At 69.5% G+C, this 24,544-nt stretch carries 24 protein-coding genes and 1 riboswitch; of the genes, 11 read left to right on the plus strand and 13 right to left on the minus strand.

The window, feature by feature from the left end; translation table 11 throughout:
* Positions 1 to 18 precede the first annotated feature (18 nt).
* The 4 genes from ACH4YL_RS22625 (at position 19) to ACH4YL_RS22640 (ending at position 5,052) form a co-directional block, all read left to right on the plus strand.
* Entirely contained in the window at positions 19 to 396 is a 378-nt protein-coding gene (locus tag ACH4YL_RS22625) for a hypothetical protein (protein WP_398509212.1), read from the plus strand.
* 85 nt (positions 397 to 481) lie between these two features.
* The gene (locus ACH4YL_RS22630; RefSeq protein WP_398509213.1) at positions 482 to 1,069 is read left to right on the plus strand and encodes a class IV adenylate cyclase; all 588 of its coding nucleotides are present in this window, start codon (positions 482 to 484) and stop codon (positions 1,067 to 1,069) included.
* Between the two features lie 198 nt (positions 1,070 to 1,267).
* Positions 1,268 to 1,696: a DUF5959 family protein gene (locus tag ACH4YL_RS22635; RefSeq protein WP_398509214.1), complete on the plus strand. Its 429-nt coding sequence runs from the start codon at positions 1,268 to 1,270 to the stop codon at positions 1,694 to 1,696.
* Positions 1,697 to 1,920: 224 nt separating this feature from the next.
* The gene (locus ACH4YL_RS22640; protein ID WP_398509215.1) at positions 1,921 to 5,052 is read left to right on the plus strand and encodes an ATP-binding protein; all 3,132 of its coding nucleotides are present in this window, start codon (positions 1,921 to 1,923) and stop codon (positions 5,050 to 5,052) included.
* Here the strand turns inward: ACH4YL_RS22640 and ACH4YL_RS22645 are convergent.
* From ACH4YL_RS22645 to ACH4YL_RS22655, 3 genes are all read right to left on the minus strand, one after another.
* Entirely contained in the window at positions 5,033 to 5,824 is a 792-nt protein-coding gene (locus ACH4YL_RS22645) for an ABC transporter permease (protein WP_398509216.1), read from the minus strand. The genes ACH4YL_RS22640 and ACH4YL_RS22645 overlap by 20 nt on opposite strands.
* Entirely contained in the window at positions 5,821 to 6,801 is a 981-nt protein-coding gene (locus tag ACH4YL_RS22650; protein WP_398509217.1) for an ATP-binding cassette domain-containing protein, read from the minus strand. Before ACH4YL_RS22650 ends, ACH4YL_RS22645 begins: the two co-directional genes overlap by 4 nt.
* A 116-nt stretch (positions 6,802 to 6,917) precedes the next feature.
* Complete coding sequence (locus ACH4YL_RS22655; RefSeq protein WP_398509218.1) at positions 6,918 to 7,313, minus strand: Imm7 family immunity protein; 396 nt, start codon at positions 7,311 to 7,313, stop codon at positions 6,918 to 6,920.
* 276 nt (positions 7,314 to 7,589) lie between these two features.
* On the opposite strand from ACH4YL_RS22655, the gene ACH4YL_RS22660 reads away from it, so the two are divergent.
* The 4 genes from ACH4YL_RS22660 to ACH4YL_RS22675 all read left to right on the plus strand — a co-directional run bounded on the left by ACH4YL_RS22660 (position 7,590) and on the right by ACH4YL_RS22675 (position 11,539).
* Positions 7,590 to 7,859: a hypothetical protein gene (locus tag ACH4YL_RS22660; RefSeq protein ID WP_398509219.1), complete on the plus strand. Its 270-nt coding sequence runs from the start codon at positions 7,590 to 7,592 to the stop codon at positions 7,857 to 7,859.
* Complete coding sequence (locus ACH4YL_RS22665) at positions 7,852 to 8,514, plus strand: DUF6879 family protein (RefSeq protein ID WP_398509220.1); 663 nt, start codon at positions 7,852 to 7,854, stop codon at positions 8,512 to 8,514. Before ACH4YL_RS22660 ends, ACH4YL_RS22665 begins: the two co-directional genes overlap by 8 nt.
* A 93-nt stretch (positions 8,515 to 8,607) precedes the next feature.
* Positions 8,608 to 10,932, plus strand: a complete 2,325-nt coding sequence (locus ACH4YL_RS22670; RefSeq protein ID WP_398509221.1) for an ATP-binding protein — start codon at positions 8,608 to 8,610, stop codon at positions 10,930 to 10,932.
* A 31-nt stretch (positions 10,933 to 10,963) separates the two neighbouring features.
* Complete coding sequence (locus ACH4YL_RS22675) at positions 10,964 to 11,539, plus strand: GNAT family N-acetyltransferase (RefSeq protein WP_398509222.1); 576 nt, start codon at positions 10,964 to 10,966, stop codon at positions 11,537 to 11,539.
* 69 nt (positions 11,540 to 11,608) lie between these two features.
* Here the strand turns inward: ACH4YL_RS22675 and ACH4YL_RS22680 are convergent, their stop codons facing one another.
* Entirely contained in the window at positions 11,609 to 12,088 is a 480-nt protein-coding gene (locus tag ACH4YL_RS22680; protein WP_398509223.1) for a GNAT family N-acetyltransferase, read from the minus strand.
* 266 nt (positions 12,089 to 12,354) lie between these two features.
* On the opposite strand from ACH4YL_RS22680, the gene ACH4YL_RS22685 reads away from it, so the two are divergent.
* Positions 12,355 to 13,209: an excalibur calcium-binding domain-containing protein gene (locus tag ACH4YL_RS22685; RefSeq protein WP_398509224.1), complete on the plus strand. Its 855-nt coding sequence runs from the start codon at positions 12,355 to 12,357 to the stop codon at positions 13,207 to 13,209.
* Positions 13,210 to 13,506: 297 nt separating this feature from the next.
* Here the strand turns inward: ACH4YL_RS22685 and ACH4YL_RS22690 are convergent, their stop codons facing one another.
* A complete protein-coding gene (locus ACH4YL_RS22690; protein ID WP_398509225.1) occupies positions 13,507 to 14,010 on the minus strand; it encodes a hypothetical protein in 504 nt (167 codons plus the stop codon).
* Between the two features lie 181 nt (positions 14,011 to 14,191).
* Here ACH4YL_RS22690 and ACH4YL_RS22695 point away from each other — a divergent pair, with 181 nt between their 5' ends.
* Entirely contained in the window at positions 14,192 to 15,148 is a 957-nt protein-coding gene (locus ACH4YL_RS22695) for a CHRD domain-containing protein (RefSeq protein WP_398509226.1), read from the plus strand.
* Between the two features lie 150 nt (positions 15,149 to 15,298).
* On the opposite strand, the gene ACH4YL_RS22700 is transcribed toward ACH4YL_RS22695, so the two are convergent.
* From ACH4YL_RS22700 to ACH4YL_RS22720, 5 genes are all read right to left on the minus strand, one after another.
* A complete protein-coding gene (locus ACH4YL_RS22700; RefSeq protein WP_398509227.1) occupies positions 15,299 to 16,705 on the minus strand; it encodes a DUF445 domain-containing protein in 1,407 nt (468 codons plus the stop codon).
* Positions 16,706 to 17,418: 713 nt separating this feature from the next.
* Entirely contained in the window at positions 17,419 to 18,084 is a 666-nt protein-coding gene (locus ACH4YL_RS22705) for a DUF1707 domain-containing protein (protein ID WP_398509365.1), read from the minus strand.
* 64 nt (positions 18,085 to 18,148) lie between these two features.
* Positions 18,149 to 19,108 carry an ATP-binding cassette domain-containing protein gene (locus ACH4YL_RS22710; protein WP_398509228.1) on the minus strand — a complete coding sequence of 320 codons (960 nt, stop codon included), beginning with the start codon at positions 19,106 to 19,108 and terminating at the stop codon, positions 18,149 to 18,151.
* Between the two features lie 2 nt (positions 19,109 to 19,110).
* Positions 19,111 to 19,887: an ABC transporter permease gene (locus tag ACH4YL_RS22715; protein WP_398509366.1), complete on the minus strand. Its 777-nt coding sequence runs from the start codon at positions 19,885 to 19,887 to the stop codon at positions 19,111 to 19,113.
* A gap of 19 nt (positions 19,888 to 19,906) precedes the next feature.
* Entirely contained in the window at positions 19,907 to 20,707 is an 801-nt protein-coding gene (locus tag ACH4YL_RS22720; RefSeq protein ID WP_398509229.1) for an ABC transporter permease, read from the minus strand.
* Positions 20,708 to 20,831: 124 nt separating this feature from the next.
* Between ACH4YL_RS22720 and ACH4YL_RS22725 the strand changes: the two genes are divergently transcribed.
* Entirely contained in the window at positions 20,832 to 23,195 is a 2,364-nt protein-coding gene (locus tag ACH4YL_RS22725; RefSeq protein ID WP_398509230.1) for a transglycosylase domain-containing protein, read from the plus strand.
* A 3-nt stretch (positions 23,196 to 23,198) separates the two neighbouring features.
* Here the strand turns inward: ACH4YL_RS22725 and ACH4YL_RS22730 are convergent, their stop codons facing one another.
* From ACH4YL_RS22730 to ACH4YL_RS22740, 3 genes are all read right to left on the minus strand, one after another.
* Positions 23,199 to 23,519 (minus strand): DMT family transporter, encoded by a 321-nt coding sequence (locus ACH4YL_RS22730; RefSeq protein ID WP_398509231.1) that lies wholly within the window; start codon positions 23,517 to 23,519, stop codon positions 23,199 to 23,201.
* A 32-nt stretch (positions 23,520 to 23,551) separates the two neighbouring features.
* Positions 23,552 to 23,619: riboswitch (guanidine-III (ykkC-III) riboswitch) on the minus strand.
* A 92-nt stretch (positions 23,620 to 23,711) separates the two neighbouring features.
* Positions 23,712 to 24,068 carry a GroES family chaperonin gene (locus ACH4YL_RS22735; RefSeq protein WP_398509232.1) on the minus strand — a complete coding sequence of 119 codons (357 nt, stop codon included), beginning with the start codon at positions 24,066 to 24,068 and terminating at the stop codon, positions 23,712 to 23,714.
* A 43-nt stretch (positions 24,069 to 24,111) separates the two neighbouring features.
* Positions 24,112 to 24,435, minus strand: coding sequence for a DUF3618 domain-containing protein (locus ACH4YL_RS22740; RefSeq protein WP_398509233.1), 324 nt, complete (start codon positions 24,433 to 24,435; stop codon positions 24,112 to 24,114).
* Positions 24,436 to 24,544: the final 109 nt, after the last annotated feature.

Here is a 24,544-nt window from a genome sequence, read left to right on the forward strand (position 1 = left end):
CAGAAGGGAACTGCCGCTGTGGCCACGACCGTTTACTCCGCCTGCAGCCGCGTCACCGTCTTCCCTCTGGAGTGCCTGACCGTCGCGTACACCACCCAGTCGAGCGACTCACGGGGCCTGGGGGATGTTGCGGTTGTCGGAGTCGTAGAACCGGACGACGCCACCGGCGACCACCTGTGGCGACTGGCGGCCGGCATGTACGCCAACCCGCCCACCGGCCAGACCCAAGCACGCTGGATCCTCACCCAGTGCACCCGAGCCCGCGTCGTCAACGCACCCGCCTACCGCGATCTGCCAGACGCCAACTGGACCGGCAGCCTCACCCGCGAGCTCCACCTCGACAGCCTCTTCGCCAACCACGCCATCCTCCGCACCGGGCGTCTCACCATCGAGTGACGGCTCCCGCAACCCGACGGGCACCCGTACGTACTGCTCGGACCGCACCACCGTGTAGCCGCACCTCAAAATGAAGATGGGGATCATGAAGCACGAGTACGAAGCCACCTTCCTATCCGTCGACGTTGCCGAACTCCAGGCCAAGCTGACCGCGCTGGGCGCCACGCAGACGTTTCCGCAGACGCTCCTCACCCGCGAGATCTTCGAGAGCGACGCCCTCGAAAAGGGCCAGTGGGTCCGCCTCCGTGACGAGGGCACCCGCTCCACCCTGACCCTCAAGCAGGTCACCGACTCCACCACCATCGACGGCACCACTGAGATCGAGACCGAGGTCACCGACCTGCACGCCATGGCCGACATCCTGCGCCACCTCGGCCTGCGAAAGGTTCGCTGCCAGGAGAACTACCGCGAGGAGTGGCGCCTGGACGGGGTCGCCTTCGACTTCGACACCTGGCCTGACCTCCCCACGTTCGTCGAGATCGAAGGACCCGACGAGGCTTCGGTCCGCCAGGCAGCAGCCCTGCTCGGCCTCGACTACGCCGAGGCTCGATTCGGCAGTGTCGACGAGATCTACAGGAGCGAGGTCGGCCGCGAAATCCTGGCCGAGCCCACCCTCCTCTTCGCCGACGCGGCGAAGGACCAAACGCCCTCGGCGAGGGTCCAGGGCCGTTGACCCCAGGTCGGAGCCGACCGGGCCGTAACGCATACATCGGCATCTGCGCACCGGTGCCGATGACCGTCCGCGTCACCCTCCTCCCCTCGAGGGAACTGACCGTCGCCTAAACCTCTTAGAACTCCTAGCGAAATGGGGTGGCGGTCGCACTTCTGGCCGGGCGACGATCTCTCGGTACTTGCCGATGAAGGGGCAGCTATGGGCGACATCGCTGCGAGGGAACTCATCTCCCTCGCCGATGACGAGGGGAACAGCGTCACCGTCAACGTTCTGGGGCGCGACCCCGGATGGAGCGCCGGGCTGGAAGCCGAGATCGTCGTCAGGACGCCGTTCGTGTCCGGTCGTATCGACTTGGTGCTGTCAGCCTCAAAGCTGGAAAGCTGGGCCGCTGCGTTGAACAGGCTCGACGCCGACGAAGACGTGATCTGGATGGAGTGGGACAGAGGGCCGTCCATCTCCATCCAGCTCACCGGCGAGCGCGACTGCCCCGAGGTGGTCGTAGAGGACGAGTCGGGGTCCATGGTCACCGTGCGGGTGCCGCTCGTCCCGCCGGACGACTGGATCGCTGACCACCTGCAACGCCTGGACCAGGTAATGAATCACTGGGTTCCGATGCTGTCAGCGTAGGGAGACAAGCCGCCGCCAGAGATGAGTGCACATCCAAGGATGAGGAAAGAACTGAGTCGCTGCGCGAGTACAGGAACGGTCGGCGCGGCTGCGCCCGCCCCCCGGGCGCCAAGCGCGCGTTGAGCGAAGGCCGCCCACGCAACAGGAGTTCGGCCCGCCGTGGGAGTTCCGGCGCCCCGCGCAGCCGGAGTTCCCGCTACCAGCGCCTTGGCTAATCTGCACGGGTGACCACCGACCTCACCCTGCTGCCGCGTGTCGCCTATCGCGGGCAGGAGGTTACCGCTCCCCGGCTCCGCGTCCTCCTCGCGCTGCTCGCGGGCGACTTGCGCGCGGGGTGCAGCACCGAGCGGCTTGTGGAAGGGCTGTGGGCGGGCGAGTTGCCGGAGCGGCCGGGGAAGGCGTTGCAGGTTCTCGCGTCCAGGGCCCGGGCGCAGTTGGGTGTCGACGTCATCGTCAGCACGCCGAACGGATACCGGCTCACCCTCGCCGAGGACCAGGTCGACAGCTCCGCGCTGCTGCTGCACGCCGCAGCGAGCGCGGACCGGGCCAGGGCCGGGGACCACGCGGGATCGCTGGCTGCGGCCCAGGCCGGGCTCGCGCTGTGGAAGGGCACTCCTGACGGGGTCGGCGACACCGACGACCCCGTAGCCGCGTTGCGCGCCGAGCGCGCCCCCGTCCGCGACACGCTCGTACGCACGCAGGCGCTCGCGCTCGCCCGGCTGGGGCGGCACGCGGAGGCCGCCGGGCCGCTGGCCGTGGCCGCCGCCGAGCATCCGCGCGACGAGGAAGTACTCGCCGAGCTGCTGCGCGGCGAGGCGGCGACGGCGGGCCCGTCCGCCGCAATGGCGCGGTACGAGGCGTACCGCCGTGAGCTGCGCGAGACGCTCGGCACCGATCCGGGCGCCGGGCTCAAGGCCGTACAGCAGGAGCTGCTGCGCGGCGAGGCACCTGCGGTCAGGCACGGCGTGCCGCACGAGCCGAACCCGCTGCTCGGCCGGGACGAGGACATCGCGGCGGTGCAGCGGCTGCTGCGCGCCTCCCGCGCCGTCACCGTCGCCGGCCCCGGCGGCCTCGGCAAGACCCGGCTCGCGCACGCCGTCAGCCGCCGGGCCGAGCAGCGCGTGGTCTATTTCGTGCCGCTCGCCGGCGTCACCGCGGACGCGGACGTGGTCGCGGAGGTGGCCTCCGCGCTCGGCGCGGGCGAGGGGCGGCCCGGCGCCACGGGCGGCCACGACCCGGTGTCCGGCATCCTCGGCGTGCTCGGCTCCGGGCCCGCGCTGCTGGTCCTCGACAACTGCGAGCAGATCGTCCGGGGCGCCGCCGACCTCGTACAGGCCCTGGTCTCGTCCTCGAAGGACCTGCGGGTGCTCGCCACCAGCCGGGCCCCGCTGGGCCTCACGTCGGAGTCGGTGTACGCGCTGCCGGAGCTCGGCCTGGACACCTCGGTCGAACTGTTCACGCAGCGGGCCCGGGCCGCCCGGCCCGGCGTGGAGCTGCCGCCGGACGCGGTGGCCGAGCTGTGCCGCCATCTCGACGGACTGCCGCTCGCCGTGGAGTTGGCCGCCGCGCGGGTGCGGGTGCTGTCGGTCCCGACGATCGCCCGCCGCCTCGGCGACCGGTTCGCGCTGCTGCGCGGCGGGGCCCGGGACACGCCGGAGCGCCACCGCACACTGCACGCGGTCGTGGAGTGGAGCTGGAACCTGCTCGACGAGGATGCCAGGGCGGCGCTGCGCACGCTGTCCGTCTTCCCCGGAGGCTTCTCCGGCGAGGCGGCGGAGCAGGTGCTCGGCGAGGATGCGCTGCTTCTGCTGGAGCAGTTGGCCGATCAGTCGCTGCTCACCGTCGCCGACACCCCGGCCGGCGTGCGGTTCAGAATGCTGGAGACCGTACGGGAGTTCAGTGCGGCCCGGCGTGCGGAGGCGGGCGAGGACGAGGAGGCCGTCGACCGGTTCCTCGCCTGGGCGCGGGACTTCGGGGTCACGTACCACGACTGGTTCTTCGGCTCGGAACCGCTGACCGCCTGGGAGCAGATCAGAGCCGAGCAGGACAACCTCGTGCTGGCCCTGCGACACGCCCTGGCCCGTACGGACGGCCCCACACTCGCCGCCCTCACCGCCGTCCTCGCCGCCGCGTGGTCCATCGGCTCCAGCTACCCGCGCCTCGCCGCTCTCGCCGCGGACACCGGCCCGCCGCTGTCGCACTACCACCCCGAGCCCGAATACGTCGAAGTCGCCCGCGCCGCCGCGGTGTTGTCCGCGGGGAGCCTGTTCATGGGCGACGGCCCGCGCGCCGTACGCCAGCTCGTCACCCTCCGGCGGCTGCCGCCCGCCCCGCCGGACACCCTGGTGCGGGCCATCGCGGCAGTGCTGAGCGCGATCCCTGAGATGTTGCCTCCCGACTACGAGGTGTTGCGGGGGCTCTGCGAGAGCGAGCAGCCGCTGCTCGCCGGCATCGCCGAGTGCGTCGCCACGTACGTCTGGGAGTACGAGCACGACATCGAGAGCGCGCTCGCCTCGGCTCGCCGGAGCGTTGCCGCACTGGAGCCCGTCGACAACCCGTTCTTGCAGGTCATGTGCCGCGCCCGGCTGGGCGAGCTGTGCCTGCGGACGGAGCAGGGCGCGGCCGCGTACAGGCACCTCCAGGCGGCGCTGAAGGCGCTGCCGCGGCTCGCCGACGAGCACGACTCCATCGGCGTCCGCGGGGGCCTCGCCCTCGCCTGTCTGCAGCGCGGCGACCCCGACGAGGCCGAGTACTGGCTGCGGCAGGCGGAGAGCGACAACCCGGAACAGGACGCCTCCCACAGCCCCGGCCTCGGCGGCCGCGCCGAGATCGCGCTCGCCCGCGGACTGACGGAGGTCGGGCTCGGCTTGTGGCGCGGCGCCGTGGAGTGGATACCCGCGGCCCGCTCGACGGACTTCGACGACGACCCCTTCTACGAGCGGTGGACGCTACAGCTCCAGTCGGCAGCGGTGACGGCACACGCGCACGCCGGCCGTCTCGAACTCGTCGCGGGGGTGGTCGACCGGCTGCGACAGCGGCTGCGGACCTTGCTCTCCGGTCCGTCCCGCTCGCCCATGGAACTGCCCGTGTTCGGAACGGTGCTGCACGCTCTCGGCATGGCGGGACTCGCGTCCGGCGACGGCGCCGCAGCCGTACGGATGATCGCGCTGGCCGAACGGCTTTGGGTGCTGCGCGAGTTCCAGCCGACGATGTCGGCGGCGCGGGCTCGGCAGGCGGCGGAGGACGCCGACAGGGCGGCGTACGCCGACGCGGTGTCGGAGTACGCCGCCCTGGGGCGGGACGAATTGCGGGAGGCGGCCCGCGCTGTCATGGCGGTTACTTCGGGTCGCGGTTGAACAACGCCGTCGACCAGCGGTAGCCGAGCAGGGTCAGGCCGACGCACCAGGCGATGGTGATCCACCCGTTGTTGCCGATCTCGGTGCCGAGCAGCAGCCCGCGCAGGGTCTCGATGGCCGGCGTGAACGGCTGGTAGTCGGCGATCGGCTGGAACCAGCCCGGCATCGTGTCGGCCGGGATGAAGGCGCTGGAGATGAGCGGGAGAAGGATCAGCGGCATGGCCATGTTGCTGGCTGCCTCGGGGTTCGGGCTGGCCATGCCCATCCCGACCGCGATCCAGGTGAGCGCGAGGGCGAACAGCGTGAGCAGTCCGAAGGCCGCGATCCATTCCAGGGCCGTGGCGTCCGTGGAGCGGAAGCCGATGGCCACGGCGACGGCGCCGACGAGGACCAGGCTGGCGAGCACCTGCAGCACGCTGCCGACGACGTGCCCGATGAGCAGAGAGCTGCGGTGGATCGCCATCGTGCGGAAGCGGGCGATGAGGCCCTCGGTCATGTCCATGGAGACGGAGATCGCGGCCCCGATCACGGTGCTGCCGATGGTCATCATCAGCAGGCCCGGGACGAGGTAGGCGATGTAGTCGGAGCGGTCGGCGCCGTCGCCGCCGATGCCCGCGCTCATCACGTCGCCGAAGATGTAGACGAAGAGCAGTAGCAGCATGATCGGCGTGAGCAGCAGATTCAGCGTCATGGACGGGTAGCGCCGGGCGTGCAGGAGGTTGCGGCGCAACATCGTGGACGAGTCACGGACGGCGAGGGAGAGGGCGCTCATCGGACTGTCTCCTTGGACTGGTTCGGCTGGTTGGGGACGGTGGTTGTGCCGGTCAGGGCGAAGAACACGTCGTCGAGGTCGGGGGTGTGCACGGTCAGCTCGTCCGCCTCGACACCGGCGGAGTCCAGCCAGTCGAGGATGGAGCGCAGCTCGCGCTGGCTGCCGTCGCTGAGGATCTGGAGCGCCAGCGCCTCGTCGTCCCGGGTGACCTCGCGCAGCGAGACGGCGGCGGACTGGTACGCGACCGGGTCGGTGAAGCGCAGCCGCACGTGGCCGCCCGGGATGAGCCGCTTCAGCTCCTCGGCGGTGCCTTCGGCGGCGATCTTGCCGTCGTTCAACACCGCGATGCGGTCGGCGAGTTCGTCGGCCTCCTCCAGGTACTGGGTCGTGAGGAAGACGGTGACGCCGCCCGTGACCAGCTCGCGGATGATCCCCCACATGTTGTGGCGGGAACGCGGGTCGAGGCCGGTGGTCGGTTCGTCGAGGAAGATGATCCGCGGGTCGCCGACCAGGGTCATGGCGAGGTCGAGGCGGCGCTTCATGCCGCCGGAGTAGGCGGAGGCAGGCTTCTTGGCGGCCTCGGTGAGGTCGAAGCGCTCCAGGAGTTCGGCGGCGGTGCGGCGGCCCTCGCGCTTCGACAGATGGTGCAGATCCGCCATGAGGAGCATGTTCTCCTCGCCGGTGATCAGCCCGTCGACGGCGGAGAACTGCCCGGTGACACCGATCCCGGCGCGCACCGCCTGCGGGTCGGTGGCGAGGTCGTGGCCGCCGACGTGCAGCTCGCCGGCGTCGGCGGTGATGAGCGTGGAGAGGATCTTGACGGCGGTGGTCTTGCCGGCGCCGTTCGGGCCGAGCAGGGAGAAGACGGTGCCGGCCGGCACCGACAGGTCGATGCCGTCGAGGACTGTCTTGTCCCCGTAGGCCTTGCGCAGCCCCTTGGCCGCGATGGCGAGTGAGTGCGATGTCGTTGAGGTCATGTCGCAGAGATTGAGGCAGGGGGCATTCAGCGCGGTTTCAAGATGCTTTCAGCGCCCTGGAACCGGGCGGCGGAAGGCAATGCCTCAGTGGCCTCGCGAGGCGAAGCAAACCGGTCCTAGCTGGTGAAGGGGCCTTCCAGCGTTGGGATGCACGGAGACAGCAGCGCCTCCGTGTGCTCCGTGACCGTGCCCCGGGCGAGCCTGAGCACGCGTGCCTCATTCTCGTGGCCCGGATCCTCGTCATCGCGAATATGGAGGAGTCCGTAGGAGCCAGGAGCAACCGTCGCCACATGCTCGAACAGACCGACGACATCGGGCGCCGAGCGGTGATTGGAATGGCCTCCCAGGTGGATGAACGGCTCGCCGTTCATCCACCGGAGGTCGAGGAGGTAGGGGCTGGCCATCTGGTCGATGCGGAGCTGCAACTCGTCGACGATCTGCCGCAGTCGGACGTCGTCGTCGTCATCAACTGCGTTCTCCCTGACCGTGATCCAGCCGTGGTACTCGAACACATCTCGATCCTAGTGAGATCGGCAGTTCGTGCCACGCCTGTCGGCGCATGGGCAGCAGGGCCTTCGGCGCAGCGGCACGGTGCCGGTGCGCGATACGGAAGTGCTCGCTCAGAGCAGCAGCAGGTGCTCATGCGCCCAGGCCCCGCCAAGTCCTGGTCGGCCACGTGTCCCCTGCTCACGGTGGCCCGAATCAGCCTGCCGTCGATTGCTCTGGGTATCTGCCACTCCTACAATGCGTGTCAGCTTCACCCGCAACCAACCCGAGTGGAGACAAACATGGCCCGCGCCTGGGAAGCCGATCCGACCGCCTTATTCGAGAGGCGATTGGGAAGATCGGCCAAGGAGCTGGGCAATTCAGATGGCAAGGATGAATGTCCGGACATCTGGCAACTCGACAATGGCGACATTGCGGTGATCGGCAGGGATCTCACCGACATCTACAGCCCTCACCTGCCCAAAGGCGTAACTCTCGCCCCGGACGAGCGGTTGGTCGTCATCCCGGGGAACATGCTCAGCGCGGCGAAGGCAGACATTGCCGATGCTTGATCTCCGCGCCCCTGCGCTCCTCGCTGAGGAGGGTGAGCGGCTCGTCCGAGAGGTCTACAAGCGCGACTTTCGGCAACGTGATGCGGCGATCCGAGACCGGGACTCCTGGAAGCTGGAGCGGCTACAACACTTCGAGGAGCAGGGCAGCACCAGCCGGGACGCGTTGCGCCGCGGCGACTGGGAGGAGGCCCTGCGACTCCTCGACGCAAGGCGCGATGGCCTCCTCGCGTCCTACCGCGAGGACGAAAGCCGCCGCTCGTTCTTTCACCGAGTGCGGGTGGTGGAGTGGCCGCTGACGCCCTATCTGCAGTGGGAATTGCACTCGTTGCGACAGCACGCCCAATGCGGGGCGAGGATCCGAGTCGTCGGTGCCGAAGTGGTTGCCGCTTCGGAGGACGACGAGCTGGTGCCTGAGGTGGTGATTCTCGGCGGCCGGACTCTCTACCAGGTCCTCTACACCGACTCGGGAGCCCCGAACGGCGCGATCCGTTTCACCGGCCCCGAGCTCATCGGGCGTTGGGAAAGTTATGTCCAGCAGCTGTACGCAGCCGGTGAAGACGTCATGCGCTACTTCGACCGCCGGGTGGCAGACCTTCCGCCGCCGAAGACCAAGACGAGTCCAGCGGCGAAGACGAAGACGACAAAGGCGGAGTAAGCCATCAGAGAGCCCAGCGGAGACGAGGGGCGCCCCGGCAGGTCGAGCAACGAGCTGTCGGGCTCTTCTCGCGATGTCGTGCAGGCCGGAAGCGTGAGCGGGGGAATTCACTTCCACGATCACGGAACACCGGATGAGCACAGCTCGACAAGCCCCACCCCCAGGCAACTCCCGGCCGACGTACACGGATTCGTCAACCGCACCGACGAGCTGGATCAGCTGAATGCCGTCCTCGCCGACGAAGAGGGTGATCCACTCGTCATCTCCGTCTGTGTGATAGCCGGAACCGCCGGTGCGGGAAAGACATCGCTCGCGCTCCGCTGGGCGCATCAGGTGCAGAACCGCTTTCCGCACGGGCAGCTCTACGTCAATCTGCGCGGGTACGACCCGGGGGAGCCGATCACCGCGCAAGAGGCGCTGCACCGTTTCCTGAACGCTCTAGGCGTCCGCCCCAGCGCCGTACCGCAGGAGCTCGACGCTGCCGCTGCGCTGTACCGCTCGCTGCTGGCCGACCGTCAAGTGTTGGTCGTTCTGGACAACGCGGCCACGGTTGGACAGGTCCGTCCCCTGCTGCCTGGCAGCGCGGGCTGCCTGACCGTCGTCACCAGCCGGACGCGTCTCTCCGGCCTGGCCGTGCGTGACGGTGCTCGTCGACTGACGCTGGGCACGCTGCCCCAGCCGGAGGCCGTAGCCCTGCTGCGCGCCGTCACGGCCGGATACCGGCCGGCGGACGACCTGGAACGACTCACCGAACTGGCCGAGCTGTGCGCCCGGCTTCCGCTGGCTCTTCGCATCGCCGCCGAGCGCGCTGCCAGTCACCCGCACATGCGGTTGGACGACCTGATTGCGGATCTGCGGGACGAATCAGCCTTGTGGGACGCGCTCAGCACTGGAGACGACGACGAGGCCGAGGCCGTCCGCACAGTGTTTGCATGGTCCTACCGAGCTCTGCCCGAGCAGGCCGCCCGCCTGTTCCGTCTGCTCGGGCTGCATCCGGGACCCGAGTTCGGTCTCCATGCCGCAGCGGCCATTGCCGGCGAGACCGCGGGCCGTACTCGGCAACTCCTGGACTCCCTCGTCGGCGCCCATCTCGTGGAGCAGATCGCGCCGGACCGATATCAGTTTCACGACCTGCTTCGCGCGTACGCCACCGCCCAGGCGCAGCACGAAGAGCCGCTCAAGGAGCGGGATGCCGCGTTACGCCGCGGGCTGGACTGGTATTTGCACACCGCCGATGCCGCCCAGAGCTGGATCAACCCAAGTGAGGCCCGTCTGCCACTCGGTGCGGCAGCCGAAGGTGTCCATCCACTCGCCTTTGCCGACTATGACGCTGCAGTTGACTGGTCCGAGCGCGACCATGCCAACCTCCTCCAGGCCGTCCGCACAGCTGACTCAGAACACGATCGACTCGCATGGCAGTTGGCCGCTGTCCTCTGGAACGCGCAGTCCCCCTCCGCTCCGGTCGCCGACTGGCTGACTGTCGGCCGCATGGGCCTGGCAGCAGCACGGCGAGTCGGTGACCGGGGTGCCGAGGCTCTCCTGCTCACCGATCTCGGCATGGGCTACACGCGGATCAATCGACTGACCGCGAGCCTTGAATGTCACCGCAGCGCGTTGGAGATCTGGCCCGAGCTGGGTGACCGGCTGGGTGAGGCGGACTCGCTCAATCTGGTCGGCCTCGTCCACCTCCGCAGAAGGCAACTCGACGACGCTGCAGTTCACTTCGAGCGGGCGATGACCATCTTCCAGGAGCTGAGCTCCGCTCACATGGAAGCCACCACACTGTCCAACCTGGCCACCACCCACTTACGGGCCGGCCGCCTGCCGGAGGCCGCATCCGTTGTCCGTCAGGCCCTTGCGGCGCACCGTTCGCTGAACGACCGGCGCGGTGAGGGCAACATCCTGCGTCTCAGGAGCGAGCTCGAGTGCGAGCAGGGTGAAGCGGAAGACGCCATGAGATCGGCTCATGACGCACTGGACATTGCACTCAGCCTGCGAAACCACAGGCTGGAGGGCTACTGGCTCATCACGTTGGCCAATGCCCAGAGGGCAGGCGGCCGGTTCGCCGAGGCGTTGACGTCCTACCAACGGTCCGCTGCCCTCAACCGCCGACTCGGGGACCGCAGCCGGGAGGCCCTGGCCTGGCAGGGTGTGGGCGAGACATACCGCCGACTCAACCGTGATGCTGAGGCGGCCGGCTTTCATCGTCAGGCCGCCGCTGTCCATCACGAACTCGGCGACGCATGGCACGAGGCCTTGGCCTTGGACGGCCTGGGCACGGCCACGCTCAGCGAGGACGGGGAGGCGGCCCGTCGGCACTGGAGTCAGGCGCTGAGGCTCCTGGCCGACTACGACGACCCGAGGGCGGTGGCAACGCGCGCCCGCGTGGAACGCCGACTGGAGCGGGCGACGGGCTGAGCGCCCGGCTCGGCCGGATAGGCTGCCGGCCATGAACACGGGCAGGCCCACCAGCGAGAGTGGTGGCCCCGTCGTCCTTGACGCGATGCAGCTGGCGTCCGAGCCGGACCTCGAAGCCCGGTTCGCGGAGTCGGCCCACGAGATCCTGGCCGGCCTGGTCCGCGGAGGTGCCGCGCTCGGCTGGGTCGAACCGCCGTCTCGCGACGAGGTGGCGGAACTCCTCGGCAACGTCGTCGCTGCGGTGCACGCCGGGGACGGGGCCCTGCGTGCGGCTTACGTCGACCGTCGGCTGGTCGGACTGGGGTACTGGCTGCGCTACGCCCGACCCACTCACCGGCCGCACGCCGATCTGGAGAAGATCGCGGTGGATGGTGCAGCCCATGGCCTGGGTGTCGGTCGGGCGCTGACCGAGGCATTGATCGCTGACGCCCGGCGGGCCGGCATCGAGGTACTCACCCTGGACGCCCGTGGCGACAACGCCAACGCCCTGCACCTCTACCGGTCGGTGGGCTTCACCGAATACGGCCGCCTGCCCGGCTTCGTCGCCGTCGGAGAACGCCGCTACGACAAGGTCTTCTACATGCTGGACTTCCGCCGGCAAGGCTGACGACGCCACGGGTGAAGGCGGCCCGGACAGGCATCGTGATCGGACAGGCCTCCACCGCCTTCGGGAGGCTCAGGTCCCGGCGCGCCGTCTCAACTCGATCCATTCGACGGTGTCGCCCGGCAGCAAGTACCTCTCGAATTCGGCGAATTCGTGCCGTTCCGCGAAGCGCAGCCCGTCCGGGTTGGAAGCCAGGACCACCGTCTCGATCACCTCGGCACCAAGCTTTCGCGCCCGGTCCAGGCCTCGTACATAGAGTTCCTCGCCGAAGCCCTGGCCGCGGTGGGCGGGGAGCACCCGGGCGATCACTGTGGCGGTCGACGGGTCTTCGCTCGTCGGGGGACGCAGCGTCGAGCAGCCCACGAGAACATCGCCGAGATACGCGACCTCCAGATGGTGGCGGTGGACGCGCTCACGCACGTCGTCGAGGGACAGGAGGTGCGTGGGGATGATCGTGTTGTGGACGAACTGCCAGTCCCGGAGCATGTCGTCGCGGTCCACGCCGTCCACGCCGTCCACGCCGTTGGGCTGCTCGATACGGAGATCAGTCACCGGAGCAGGTAACCGCGCCCGCTGAGAGGCGTCAACTGCAATTTGCCGACCGCCCGTCCGTGACCCCGAAGGCGACTCTCAGTGAGCGATACGAGGCGTTCTCTGGCTCAAGTTGACCGATTGTGTTCGTCTGTGGATACGCCTGACCATCACGCGCACATCTTCATCACAACTGAGATACGGAGTTCCGGAATCACCTCGAACCAACTAACCGGAATGTCATCCTCAGTCTCCTCAGCTTCGATCCGTCTGCCTTGGGGGTTCACATGTCGGGGATACGTGCGCATGGGCGCATCGCGTTAGCAGCAGCGGGTGTTGTGGTGGCGGCCGTCGGCGTCGCGGGGTGCGAAGGCGGTGACTCCGGGGGCGCGAAGGCCGCTCCGAAGGAGGCCCCGGCCACCACCTCCGCGGCACCGACGCCCACGCCGACACCCACACCGTCCGTCCAAGCCGCTCTCGATCTCGTCGATGACCAGGAGAGCGCCGACGCGGGCAAGGAGATCGAGGTGAAGGTGCTCGACAACGACACCGTCGCCCTGGGAAACGGGACAGGCGGAAGCCTTCAAGCCGCCCTGAATAACGGTGAGTTCACGGTCACCGTGGACACTCCTCCGGTGCACGGGACCGCCACTGTCGACGGGGCCTCGATCGTCTACACCTCGACCGCGGGGTACGGGGGCGAGGACGAGTTCACGTATCGCGTCACCGTGGGCGGGCAGGACCTGACCGACACCGCCGTCGTACGGATCACCGTCGCCGCGCCGAAGCCGAAGCCCACTCCCAAGCCCGCGAAGCCGAAGGTGTCGTACGCCAACTGCGACGCCGTGCGGGCCGCGGGCGCCGCGCCCATCCGCGAGGGTCAGCCCGGGTTCGGACCTCACCTCGACCGCGACGGGGACGGGGTCGGCTGCGAGCCCTACTCCGGCGGCGGAGGCGGCAACTCCGGTGGCGGCAGCGGATCCGGCGGCGGTGGCGGTGGCGGTGGCGGTGGCGGTGGCGGTGGCACGTACTACGCCAACTGCGCCGCCGCACGCGCGGCCGGTGCCGCGCCCGTTCACGCGGGCGACCCCGGGTACGGACGGCACCTCGACCGCGACGGGGACGGCGTCGGCTGCGAGTAGACGGGGCCGGGAGGAAGGCGGGGGACGCCGCGTTCCCGGCAGCCGTCGCCCCGGGGGGATGCAGGGGTCGGGCTGCCGGGAACGGGCATCGCTGCGACGGCCAGGCAGCAGAGGAGACCTGACCGTCGCAGGTTTATGGGGTGGTGGCGGGAAAGCCATCCCGCGCGATGGCCGGAATGGCTTCCGGAACGGTGGCCGGAATCAAATTCCGGCCACCGGGACGTGAATTCGAGGATTCACGGCCGAGTCACGATCCGCCGTTCATGACGTTCGTAACAGAACGATCAATTTCCCGTATCAACTCATCTTCTTGATGAGCTTGCCGTCCGCCGCGACCACGAACCACTCGCCGTCCAGGCCCTGTCCGTTGACGTCGCCGGCCGTCGCGTCACCGACGTAGTAGTACAGCGGCCAGTCCCCGTACACCGCCTGCTCCGCGCCCTCCGCGAGCTTGGTCTCCTTCAGCAGCGCGGCCTGCGCGCCGGCCCCCGCCGTCACGTCCTTCGCCGAAGTCAGCGCCGGCCAGACCGCGATGCAGTCGGTGTCGCAGTTGCTCGTTCCGGACTTGTCCTTGGTGAATCCGTACAGCGTACGGCCCGATTCGTCGACCAGGATCTTGCCGAGCGGAGAGTCGGCGATCTTGACGGAGGCGGCCGCTGCGGGCTTCGCGGCGGGCTTGCCCGAGGCCGGCGAACCCTCGCCCTCGGCCTTGCCGTCCGAGCCGCCGCAAGCCGTCAGCGCGAGCAGTGCGAGCGCGGCCGCCGGAGCCGCGGAGAGCATGGTGGATCGGTTCCTGCGCATGGTTGTTCCCCCGGTTTGAAGGTGAGCTGGGTCTGCCCGGTTGTACGGGCACAACTGACCGGCGGTTCAATCCAATTAAAAGAAATTTTCCGTTGAACAACTTTGAACGAGCCTTCGGCGCGGTGCGTACTTCCTCGCGACCGGCCAAGACCAGGCCGGCCTCAACGGGAGGACAAGAACAATGCAGAAGCGACTTGTTTCGGTGGCGGCAAGTGCAATTGTGCTCGGTGTTGCGGGTGTTACTCCCGCTGTCGCGCACGGGGGGCACGGCAGCGGGCACAGCGGCAGCGGGCAGGCCGCCTCCGGCAGTAGCGCGAGTACCTTCACCAAGCCGTCCGGCGGGCGCGCCCTCGCGTTCGCCGCCGAGCTGTCCGGCGCCAACGAGGTGCCCGTCGCCGACGGGCCCGCCGTCAACGACCCCGACGGCAAGGCCGTCGCCCTCGTCAAGGTGAAGGGCGACCGCGTCACCTTCGCGCTGCAGTGGAAGGGCTTCGTGCCGAGCCTCGGCCATATCCACCAGGGTGCCGCCGGACAGAACGGCGCGGTGAAGGTGCCGCTCTTCGGGGCCGCGATGCCCGACTCCGTACACTCCGCGGCCGGTCAGGTCGCCATCACCGACGCGAAGCTGGCCAACGACATCCGCACCAACCCGGCCGGGTTCTACGTCAACCTGCACAGCGCGGAGTTCCCGGGCGGGGCCGTACGAGGCCAGCTCAAGCCGCTGAAGAAGAACATCAACCCGCTCGACATCATCAAGGGCGGCAAGCTGCGCGCGCTGTCCAACGGCGCGCAGGAGGTGCCAAAGAGCGACACGTCAAAGGTCGGCGACCCGGACGGCCACGCCGTGACCTTCCTGCACCCGAAGGGCACGAGCGTCGACTACTCGTTCGCCTGGATCAACATCAAGGCCCCGAGCAAGGGCCACCTGCACAAGGGCAAGTTCGGCAAGAACGGCGACGTCGTCTTCGACTTCTTCAACCGGCCCGTGCCGGACGGGATCTTCGCCGTCTCCGGGAAGATCGAGGGCCAGAACCCGGACGTGGTCAAGCGCGTCCGCGCCAACCCGCTCAACTACTACTCCAACATCCACACCGCGGAGTTCCCGGACGGTGCGGTGCGCGGGCAGCTCTTCCACTGACGGTTGGGACGGTTGGGCCGGTTGGGCCGGTTGGACTGGTTGGACTGGTTGGACTGGTTGGACAGAGGCTGAACGGAGCGGGAGGCGCGTGCGTACCTAAGAGCACCTCCCCTGGTGACTGGGCGCGTGACCGGACTGAGCAGGGACCGGTCACGCGCCCAGCGCATGCGCCACGGTGTAGATCAGCAGACCGGCCAGCGCGCCGACCACCGTGCCGTTGATCCGGATGAACTGCAGATCCCGGCCGATGTGCGCCTCGATCTTCCGCGTCGTGTGCTCCGCGTCCCAGCTCGCGATCGTTTCCGAGATCAGCGAGGTGATCTCCCCGCGGTAGGTGGTGACCACGTACACCGCCGCGTCCTCCACCCACCCCTCCAGCTTCGACTGCAGCCGGCCGTCCGTGGCCAGCCGCGCGCCCAGCGACATCAGCGAGGCGCGGGCACGCAGGCGCAGCTCGCTGCGGTCGTCCTCCGCCGCGGAGATGATCATGGTGCGTACGGAGGACCAGGCCGACGCGATCACGTCCTGGACCTCGGAACGGGACAGCAGCTCCGACTTCATCCGCTCCACTTTTTCCCGGGTGTCCGTGTCCGACTGAAGATCGGCCGCGAAGTCCGTCAGGAAGCGGTCGATGGCACCGCGCGCCGGGTGCTCGGGCATGTCCCGCATCTCGGTGACAAAGCGCAGCAGCTCCTTGTAGACGCGTTCGCCGACCCGCTTGTCCACGAAGCGCGGCGTCCAGCCGGGGGCCCCGCCCTCGACCGCGTCCAGCACCGAGTCCGCGTGCAGGACCAGCCAGTCGTGGGCGCGGGCGCAGATCAGGTCGACGGCGCGGTGGTGAGCGCCGTCGGCGACGACCTTCTCCAGGGTCTTGCCGACGCCCGGCGCGATCTCGGCGCTGTCGGCCCGGCGGGTGATCGCCTCGCCGACGACCGCCTGTACGTCGGAGTCCCGCAGCACCGTGAGCGCTCCGCGCAGCGCGGTGGACAGCTCGGCGGTGACGCGGTCGGCGTGGTCGGGCTCGGCGAGCCAGCCGCCGAGGCGGCCGCCGATGCCGAGGGCGCTCAGGCGCGTCCGTACGACGGATTCGGAGAGAAAGTTCTCGCCGACGAAGGAGCCAAGAGTGGTGCCGAGCTGGTCTTTCTTGTTCGGGATGATCGCGGTGTGCGGGATGGGGATGCCGAGGGGGTAGCGGAAGAGGGCGGTGACGGCGAACCAGTCGGCCAGGGCGCCGACCATGCCGGCCTCGGCGGCGGCGGCCACATAGTCGGCCCAGGGGCCGGCGCCGGCGTTCTTCGCCCAGGTGGCGAGGGCGAAGATCACGGCGACGAGGGCGAGCAGGCCGGTTGCGGTGAGTTTCATGCGCCGTACGCCGCGTTGCTTCTCTTCGTCGGCGGCGGTGTAGGAGAAGGCGGGGAGGACGGCCGTCCGGGTACGGGTTGCGGGTTCGGGCGCGCCGGACGGCGCGAGCGCGGGCCTGTCGGGCGGGCCCAGCTCCCGAGCCGGTTCGGCGGGTTCGGCCTGCTCGGCCGGCTGTTCCGGTTGTATACGTTCCATACGCTCCACCCGTTCGCGCGCCCCTGTACGCATTGTCCCTATCTCAGGTACTCCCGGGACGCACGTCGAGTTCCCGCGGGTGGGCGGGAAGGTGTTGGGTGGGTGCTTTCTGGGGGCTGCGCCCCCAGACCCCCGGGCAGGCCGAGCTTCGCCGGCCGAGGCGTCACGGGGCGCCGGGTGAGGGCTCAGGCCTCACAGCCTCGCCGACGCCAAAGAGCTGGGCGCGGGCGGAGCCCCGGCGATGGGCGTGGGCCGCTCCGGCCCGCCGAGCTTCGCCGGCCGAGGCGCGGGTCCGGGGCGGAGCCCCGGGAAACCCGTCGCCGCGCGCGGCAAGACGCGACGACCGCACGAAGCCGGCCAAGAGCCCGGCATCACAACCCGCCGAAGGCAAAGCCCACGGGTCCGGGGCCGAGCCCCGGGAAACCCGTCGCCGCGCGCGGCAAGACGCGAGACCGCACGAAGCCGGCCAAGAGCCCGGCATCACAACCCGCCGAAGGCAAAGCCCACGGGTCCGGGGCGGAGCCCCGGGAAACCCGTCGCCGCGCGCGGCAAGACGCGACGACCGCACGGAGCCGGCCAAGAGCCCGGCATCACAACCCGCCGAAGGCAGGACCCGCGGGGTCCGGGGCGGAGCCGGCCAAGAGCCCGGGCATCACAGCCCGCCGAAGGCAAGGCCCACGGGTCCGGGGCGGAGCCCCGGTAAGACGGGGCCGTCAGCCCAGCTCCTTGCGGCCGTCACCCTTCTCCAGCCGGTCCCGCTCCCGCTCCGCCGCCCGCTCCGCCTTCAGGCGCTGGCGTTCCGCCTTCCGCAGCTTGCGCTCGACGCCCACCCCGCCCATCAGCGCGAAGCCCGTGATCTTGACCCGGGGGGCCGACGGGTCCGGGTCGCCCTCGCCCGATTCTCCGAAGCCGCCCATGAAGCCGATGCCGCTGACCTCGACGTTCAGGTCCGGCGGGACCGTGATCTGGACGCCGCCCATGATGGCGAAGCAGCGGATGACCGTCTCACGGTCCTCGAAACGCGCCTCGCGCAGGTCGAGTTCGCCGCCGCCCATCATCGTGAACGAGGTGAACGTGCGGGCCACCGTCCATGTGCCCTTGCGGCTGAAGCCGCCCCAGAAGGCGAACGCGCCCTTGGAAGTCGCCGGTCCGCCGATCCGCTGTGCCCAGCCGCCCGAACGGCCCGCCGCCACCGGAGAGGGCGCATGCGTGCCCGTCGCCGGAAGGTCGCTGACGAGCGGCTCCAACTCGCCATACGTACGTGCCTTGTAGGTGGCGTCCAGGCGTTCGCCGAACTCCTCCATGTCGAGTCGGCCCTCCGCCACCGCCTCTCGCAGTCGCTCGGCCACCCGCTCGCGCTCGGCGTCGGACGCGCGCATCTCAGGGAGTTCGCTCATACGCCCAAGCGTAGTCAGCGGCAGGTCCCGGCTCCCAGCCGAGGGGTTACAACCCGGAACGCTCCGCGTACATTTTCGCGATCACGGCCTCGATGTCCGGCTCCCGGATCGACAGGTCCACCACCGGATACTTGTCGGCGAGCGCGGCCACCAGCGGCGCCGCCGACTGCGACGCCGGGAAGGCCAGCCACTGCCGCGGGCCCTCGACCTTCACCGTACGCGCCAGGTCCATCACCACCGGTGGCAGCTCCCGCTCCAGGTCCACCACCAGCGTCCGCTCGCTCTCGCCGATCTCGTGAAGTCCGGCGAGGGCGCCGTCGTACATCAGGCGTCCGTGGTCGATGACCATGACCCGCTTGCACAGCTGCTCGATGTCGGTCAGGTCGTGCGTGGTGAGCAGCACCGTCGTCGCCCGCTCTGCGTTCAGGTCCCGCAAAAATTCGCGGACCTTCGCCTTGGAGATCACATCGAGCCCGATCGTCGGCTCGTCGAGATACAGCACCTCCGGGTCGTGCAGCAGCGCCGCCGCGATGTCGCCGCGCATCCGCTGGCCGAGTGAGAGCTGGCGTACGGGCACGTCCAACAGCTCGCCCAGGTCCAGGAGTTCGACGCAGCGCTCGAGATTGTCGCGAAAGCGCCGGTCCGGGATGCGGTACATGCGGTGCACCAGGCGGTAGGAGTCCTTCAGCGGCAGGTCCCACCACAGCGTCGTGCGCTGGCCGAAGACCACGCCGATCCGCTGTGCCAGCCGGGTCCGCTCGCGGGACGGGTCGATGCCCGCGACCCGCAGCCGGCCACCGCTCGGGGTCAGGATGCCCGTGAGCATCTTGATGGTGGTGGACTTGCCCGCGCCGTTCGGGCCGATGTAGCCGACCATCTCGCCGCGCGGGACGCGGAAACTGATCCCGTCGACGGCGCGGACCTGGTGCTTCTCGCGACGCAGCCGACCCGCCCTGCGCCGTACGTCGAAGACCTTCTCGACCTGGTCGAGCTCAATGAAGTCCACGCTCAGCTCCCTGTGCTTCGGTACGAACGAAGGCCGGCCCGCCACGCCAGCGCGGCCAGGCCGCAGCACAGCCCGGCGACAACCGGTGGCAGGAACGCCGCCCAGCCGGGCACGCCCGCCGGAGCCTCCCGCCCCAGGACATACAGCGCGGGCAGCCAGTTGACGAAGGCCAGCGGCACCACATAGACAACCCCGCGCACCAGGTCCTGCGCGAAGATCGTCGGCGGGTACTGCAGCAGCGTGTTGCCGCCGTACGTAAAGGAGTTGGTGACCTCCGACGCATCCTGCGCCCAGAACTGGAAGGACGCTCCCGCCACCATCACCGCCGAGAAGAGCAGCGCGCCGCAGACCGCCATCAGCGGCACGAGCGCCACCTTCACGGCCGTCCATTCCACGTCAATGATCACCAGAGACCAGATCAGCACCAGCAGCCCCTGGCAGATCCGCCCGAGGCGGCGCAGCGCGAACCGGTCCGCGGCCACCTGCGCGAGTACCGGCACCGGCCGCACCATCAGCGTGTCGAGCGTTCCGTCCCGCACCCGCGTCCCCAGCCGGTTGACCTGGCCCATCGCGAGGTCCGCGAGCCCGAAGGAGGTACTGGTGGTGCCGTACAGAAAGGCCACCTCGGCGAAGGAGAAGCCGCCCAGGCCGTCCACCTGACTGAACATCAGCACGATGACCACGAAGTCGAAGATCGTCGCGGTGAAGTTGCTGACCGTGCTCATCACGAAGGAGAAGCGGTACGTCATCGTCGACCGGATCCACATCGCCGCGATCATCCGGTACGTACGCCAGGCCTCACCCACCCTGCACCACCACCCTGCGGGTGGCCGCGGACTGCAGCAGCCGCCCAGCCGCCAGCAGGACGACCGCCCAGCCGGCCTGGAACCCGTACGCCTGCACCAGCCCCCACCCCGTGCGCTTCTCCAGGAAGACATCCGCCGGGACCTGGAGCATCGAAGCCCACGGCAGCGCCCGCGCGACCTCGCCCAGTGCGCCCGGGAAGACCGTGAGCGGCAGCAGCATCCCGGAGAAGAACATCCCCGCGAGCCACGCGATCTGCGCCGTGCCCGCCCCGTCCATCAGCCAGAACGCGCTCAGCGCCACCAGGTACCAGATCGCGAAACTCACCGTCACGCCCAGCGCGACCGACAGCAGGAAGGCGGGCCAGGTGAGCGGATTCGACGGCAGCGCGAGATCGAAGGCGAGCGCGCCGATCGCCATCGGCACCACACCGCGCCCGAGCAGATGGAAGGCCGCCCGGCCCAAGTTCGCCGAGAACCACCACAGTTGGAGGTCGACGGGCCGGTAGAGATCGATGGCGATGTCGCCCGTCTTGATCCGCTCGATCAGCTCGTCCTCGAAGCCGCCGCCCATCAGCCCGGCGGTGGCCAGCAGCGCCTGGCCGATCCACACATAGGCGAGCGCCTCGGCCATGTCGTACCCACCCAGTTGGGGCCGCTGGTCCCAGAGAGCGATGTAGGTGTACGACAGGATGAAGCCGAAGACGGTGTTCGTGAACACCCCCGCCGCCGTGGCCATCCGGTACGTCGCGTGGCGCCGGAAGCCACCCGCCGCGACGGCCGCGTACACACGCAACTGGACCCCCTCCGCCTGCAGGCACCAAAGCGCACGACCCTAGTCCACCCGGACAGAGGGCTGCGAGTGCTTTTACCGCCTGAGGCTGCGAGGGATATCCCGCCAAAAAGGGCAGTATGTGGGTATGACCGACGAGCCACAGCAGCAGGGCTGGACACCCCGGGACGCCACCGCCGTCGACCCGCAGGCAACCTCCGGCAAGCCCGGGAAGCCCGGCAAGCAGCGCAAGCGCACCGGCTGGCGTCGTGTCTTCCCCACCTGGCGGATGCTGCTCGGCACGCTCCTGCTCGTCGCACTGCTGCTGATCGGCGGTTTCCTCGCCGGCTACATGCTCGTCGACATCCCGTCCGCCAACGCCGCGGCCACCGCCCAGTCCAATGTCTATCTGTACGAGGACGGCTCGACGATCGCCCGCGACGGCGAGGTCAACCGCGAGAACATCCAGCTCGCACAGGTCCCGCTGACCGTGCAGCGGGCCGTACTGGCCGCCGAGGACCGGGACTTCTACTCCGAGCGGGCCGTCGACCCCAAGGCGATGGTCCGCGCCGGCTGGAACACGCTGACCGGCAAGGGCAAGCAGTCCGGTTCGACCATCACCCAGCAGTACGTCAAGAACTACTACCTGGGCCAGGAGCAGACCATCTCGCGGAAGTGGAAGGAGTTCTTCATCGCGATCAAGCTGGGCCGCGAGCAGACCAAGAGCGAGATCCTCGAGGGCTACCTCAACACCAGCTACTTCGGCCGCAACGCCTACGGCATCCAGGCCGCGGCCCATGCGTACTACGGCAAGGACATCGAGGAGGTCGACACCGCGCAGGGCGCCTATCTCGCCTCGCTGCTCAATGCCCCGAGCGCGTACGACGTCGCCACGCACCCCGAGAACCGGGCGGCCGCGCTCGGCCGCTGGAACTACACGCTCAACGGCATGGTCAAGAAGGAATGGCTCAGCCCGGCCGACCGTGCGGCCATGACGTTCCCGGCGCCGCAGACCGCCAAGCCCGCCATCGGCCTGTCCGGCCAGCGCGGCTATGTCGTACAGGCCGTCGAGGACTATCTGACCAGCAACAAGATCATCGACGAGAACACGCTGGCCACCGGCGGCTACCGGATCACGACCACGCTGGAGCGCACGAAGCAGGACGCGTTCGTCGAGGCCGTGAACGACCAGGTGATGTCCAAGCTCGACGACAACCGCACGGCCGACCGCAACGTCCGCGTCGGCGGCGCGTCCGTCGACACCGCCACCGGCAAGGTCGTCGCCCTCTACGGCGGTATCGACTACACCAAGCAGTACGTCAACAACGCGACCCGCCGGGACTACCAAGTCGGCTCCACCTTCAAGCCGTTCGTCTTCACCGCCGCCGTCGAGAACAACTCCGAGACCCAGGACCGCCAGGCCATCACACCCAACACCGTCTACGACGGCACCAACCGGCGCACGGTCCAGGGCTGGACCGGCAAGCCGTACGCCCCGGAGAACGAGGACAACGTCGACTACGGCCCCATCACCGTCCGCACCGCCACCGACAACTCCGTCAACGCGGTCTACGCGCAGATGGCGATGGACGTCGGGCCCGCCAGGGTGAAACAGACGGCGATCGACCTCGGCATCCCCGCGACCACCCCGGACCTCAGCGCCTCACCGTCCATCGCGCTCGGCCCGGCCACCGCCAGCGTCCTCGACATGGCGGAGGCGTACGCGACACTCGCGAACCACGGCAGGCACGGCACGTACACGCTCGTCACGAAAGTCACGAAGAACGGGCAGGACGTCAGGCTGCCGCGGGCGGAGGGCGGGCAGGTCGTCAGCCGGGAGGCCGCCGACACGACCACCTCGATCCTGCAGAGCGTGGTCGACTACGGCACCGGCACCGCCGCCCAGTCCGCGGGCCGGCCCGCGGCGGGCAAGACGGGCACGGCGGAGGAGGACACCGCCGCCTGGTTCGCGGGCTACACCCCCGAGCTCGCGACGGTGGTCGCGGTGATGGGGCAGGACCCCGAGACCGGTGCGCACAAGCCGCTCTACGGAGCGCTGGGACTGCCGAGGATCAACGGCGGAGGCGCGCCCGCGGAGATCTGGGGCCAGTTCACCGGCGCGGCCCTGGAGGGCGCCGAGATCCAGGAGTTCGACCTCCAGTTGGCGGAGGGCGCGGAGGAGGAGCCGCCGCCTCTGGAGCTGGAGCCCCCGGACGAGTCGACGGAGGAGCCCGAGGAACCAGGACAGTCCCCGAGCCAGTCCCCCGGCGAGAGCCCGAGTCAGTCGCCGAGCCAGACGCCCAGCCCGCCGAACGGCGGCCAGACGAACGGCGGCGAGACCAACGGAGGCACGGACACCGGAGGCCAGACGGACGGCGGGACGACGACGGGCGGCGGCGACACCGGAGGTGACACCGGCGGCGAGACCACCGGCGGAGCCACCGGTGGCGGGGCGGACGGCGGCGGAGGCAACGGCGGCAGCACGCCCACCCGGCCCGGCGGCCGCACCTGAGCCTCAGTGGCCCGAGGTCGCCTTCAGGCCCACCACCGCGACCAGCAGCAGAACGACGAAGAAGATCCGCGCGGCGGTCGCCGGCTCGTTCAGCGCCACCATGCCGACCACGGCGGCACCGGCCGCGCCGATGCCCACCCAGACGCCGTACGCCGTGCCGATCGGCAGAGTCTTCGCGGCATGCGACAGCAGGACCATGCTGGCGACGATCCCGAGACCGGTGAACACGCTCGGCCACAGCCTGGTGAATCCGTCGGTGAATTTCATTCCGATCGACCAGCCCACTTCGAGCAGACCGGCGACAGCAAGCAGAACCCAGGCCATGACGGCACCTCCGAGACGCGGAACTTCAACGGGGTGCGTCGTCTTTGCAAAGCCCGGTACGGCGCGTCTCGTCGGGGTCCTGCCACGATAGCAAGGGCAGGCGAAAGGGCTGGTGACACCGGTCACCAGCCCTCTTCCGCGTCCGCGGGAAGCTACATGTCGAGCCACGGACGGCGACCTACAGATGACGAGCTACAGATACAGCCCGGTCGAGTCCTCGGAACCCTGGAAACGGTCCGCGGCCACCGCGTGCAGATCGCGCTCCCGCATCAGTACGTACGCCACGCCCCGCACCTCGACCTCGGCCCGGTCCTCGGGGTCGTACAGCACCCGGTCGCCCGGCTCCACCGTCCGTACGTTCTGCCCGACGGCGACCACCTCGGCCCAGGCCAGCCGCCGGCCGACCGCCGCGGTCGCGGGAATGACGATGCCGCCGCTGGAACGCCGCTCGCCCTCCGGGATGTCGGTCCTCACCAGCACGCGGTCGTGCAGCATCCGGATGGGCAGCTTGTCGTGGTGCGGGCTCTGTTGCCGGCTGTTGGCGCTCACACGTCGAACCTACCTGCCCGGGCGCGTTTCGTACGCCTGCGGGTCAGCCCTTGCGGCGGCGCGACGCGGACACGGCGAGCAGGCCGACCAGGCCCACGACCACCAGCGCCACGGGGAGCACCCGCTCCATACGGGGGCCGCCGTCCGACTTCACGAACTGCGCCTTCACGTCGGACACCGTGCGGCTCACCGCCATGACCGCGCGGCCGGCGGTGTGGTCCACGGTCGCGGCGACTTTGGCCTTCGCATCGCCGATGACCGTCTTCGGGTGCATGCGCACGCCGATCTCGTCGAGCGTCTCGGCCAGCTGGTCGCGCCTGCGGACAATGTCCGCCTCGATCTGCGCAGGGGTCCTCGCGTCCGACACCGCGCCGCCTCCGTGGTCGTTTCCGGTAGTCCTGTCTCGACAGTCTGTCAGCTCCGCTGCGTACGCACCTATCGGCACCCCTATTACGCTCGACCGGGTACACCCTCAC

The organism is Streptomyces sp. NPDC020681, assembly GCF_044334895.1.
Taxonomy (GTDB): domain Bacteria; phylum Actinomycetota; class Actinomycetes; order Streptomycetales; family Streptomycetaceae; genus Streptomyces.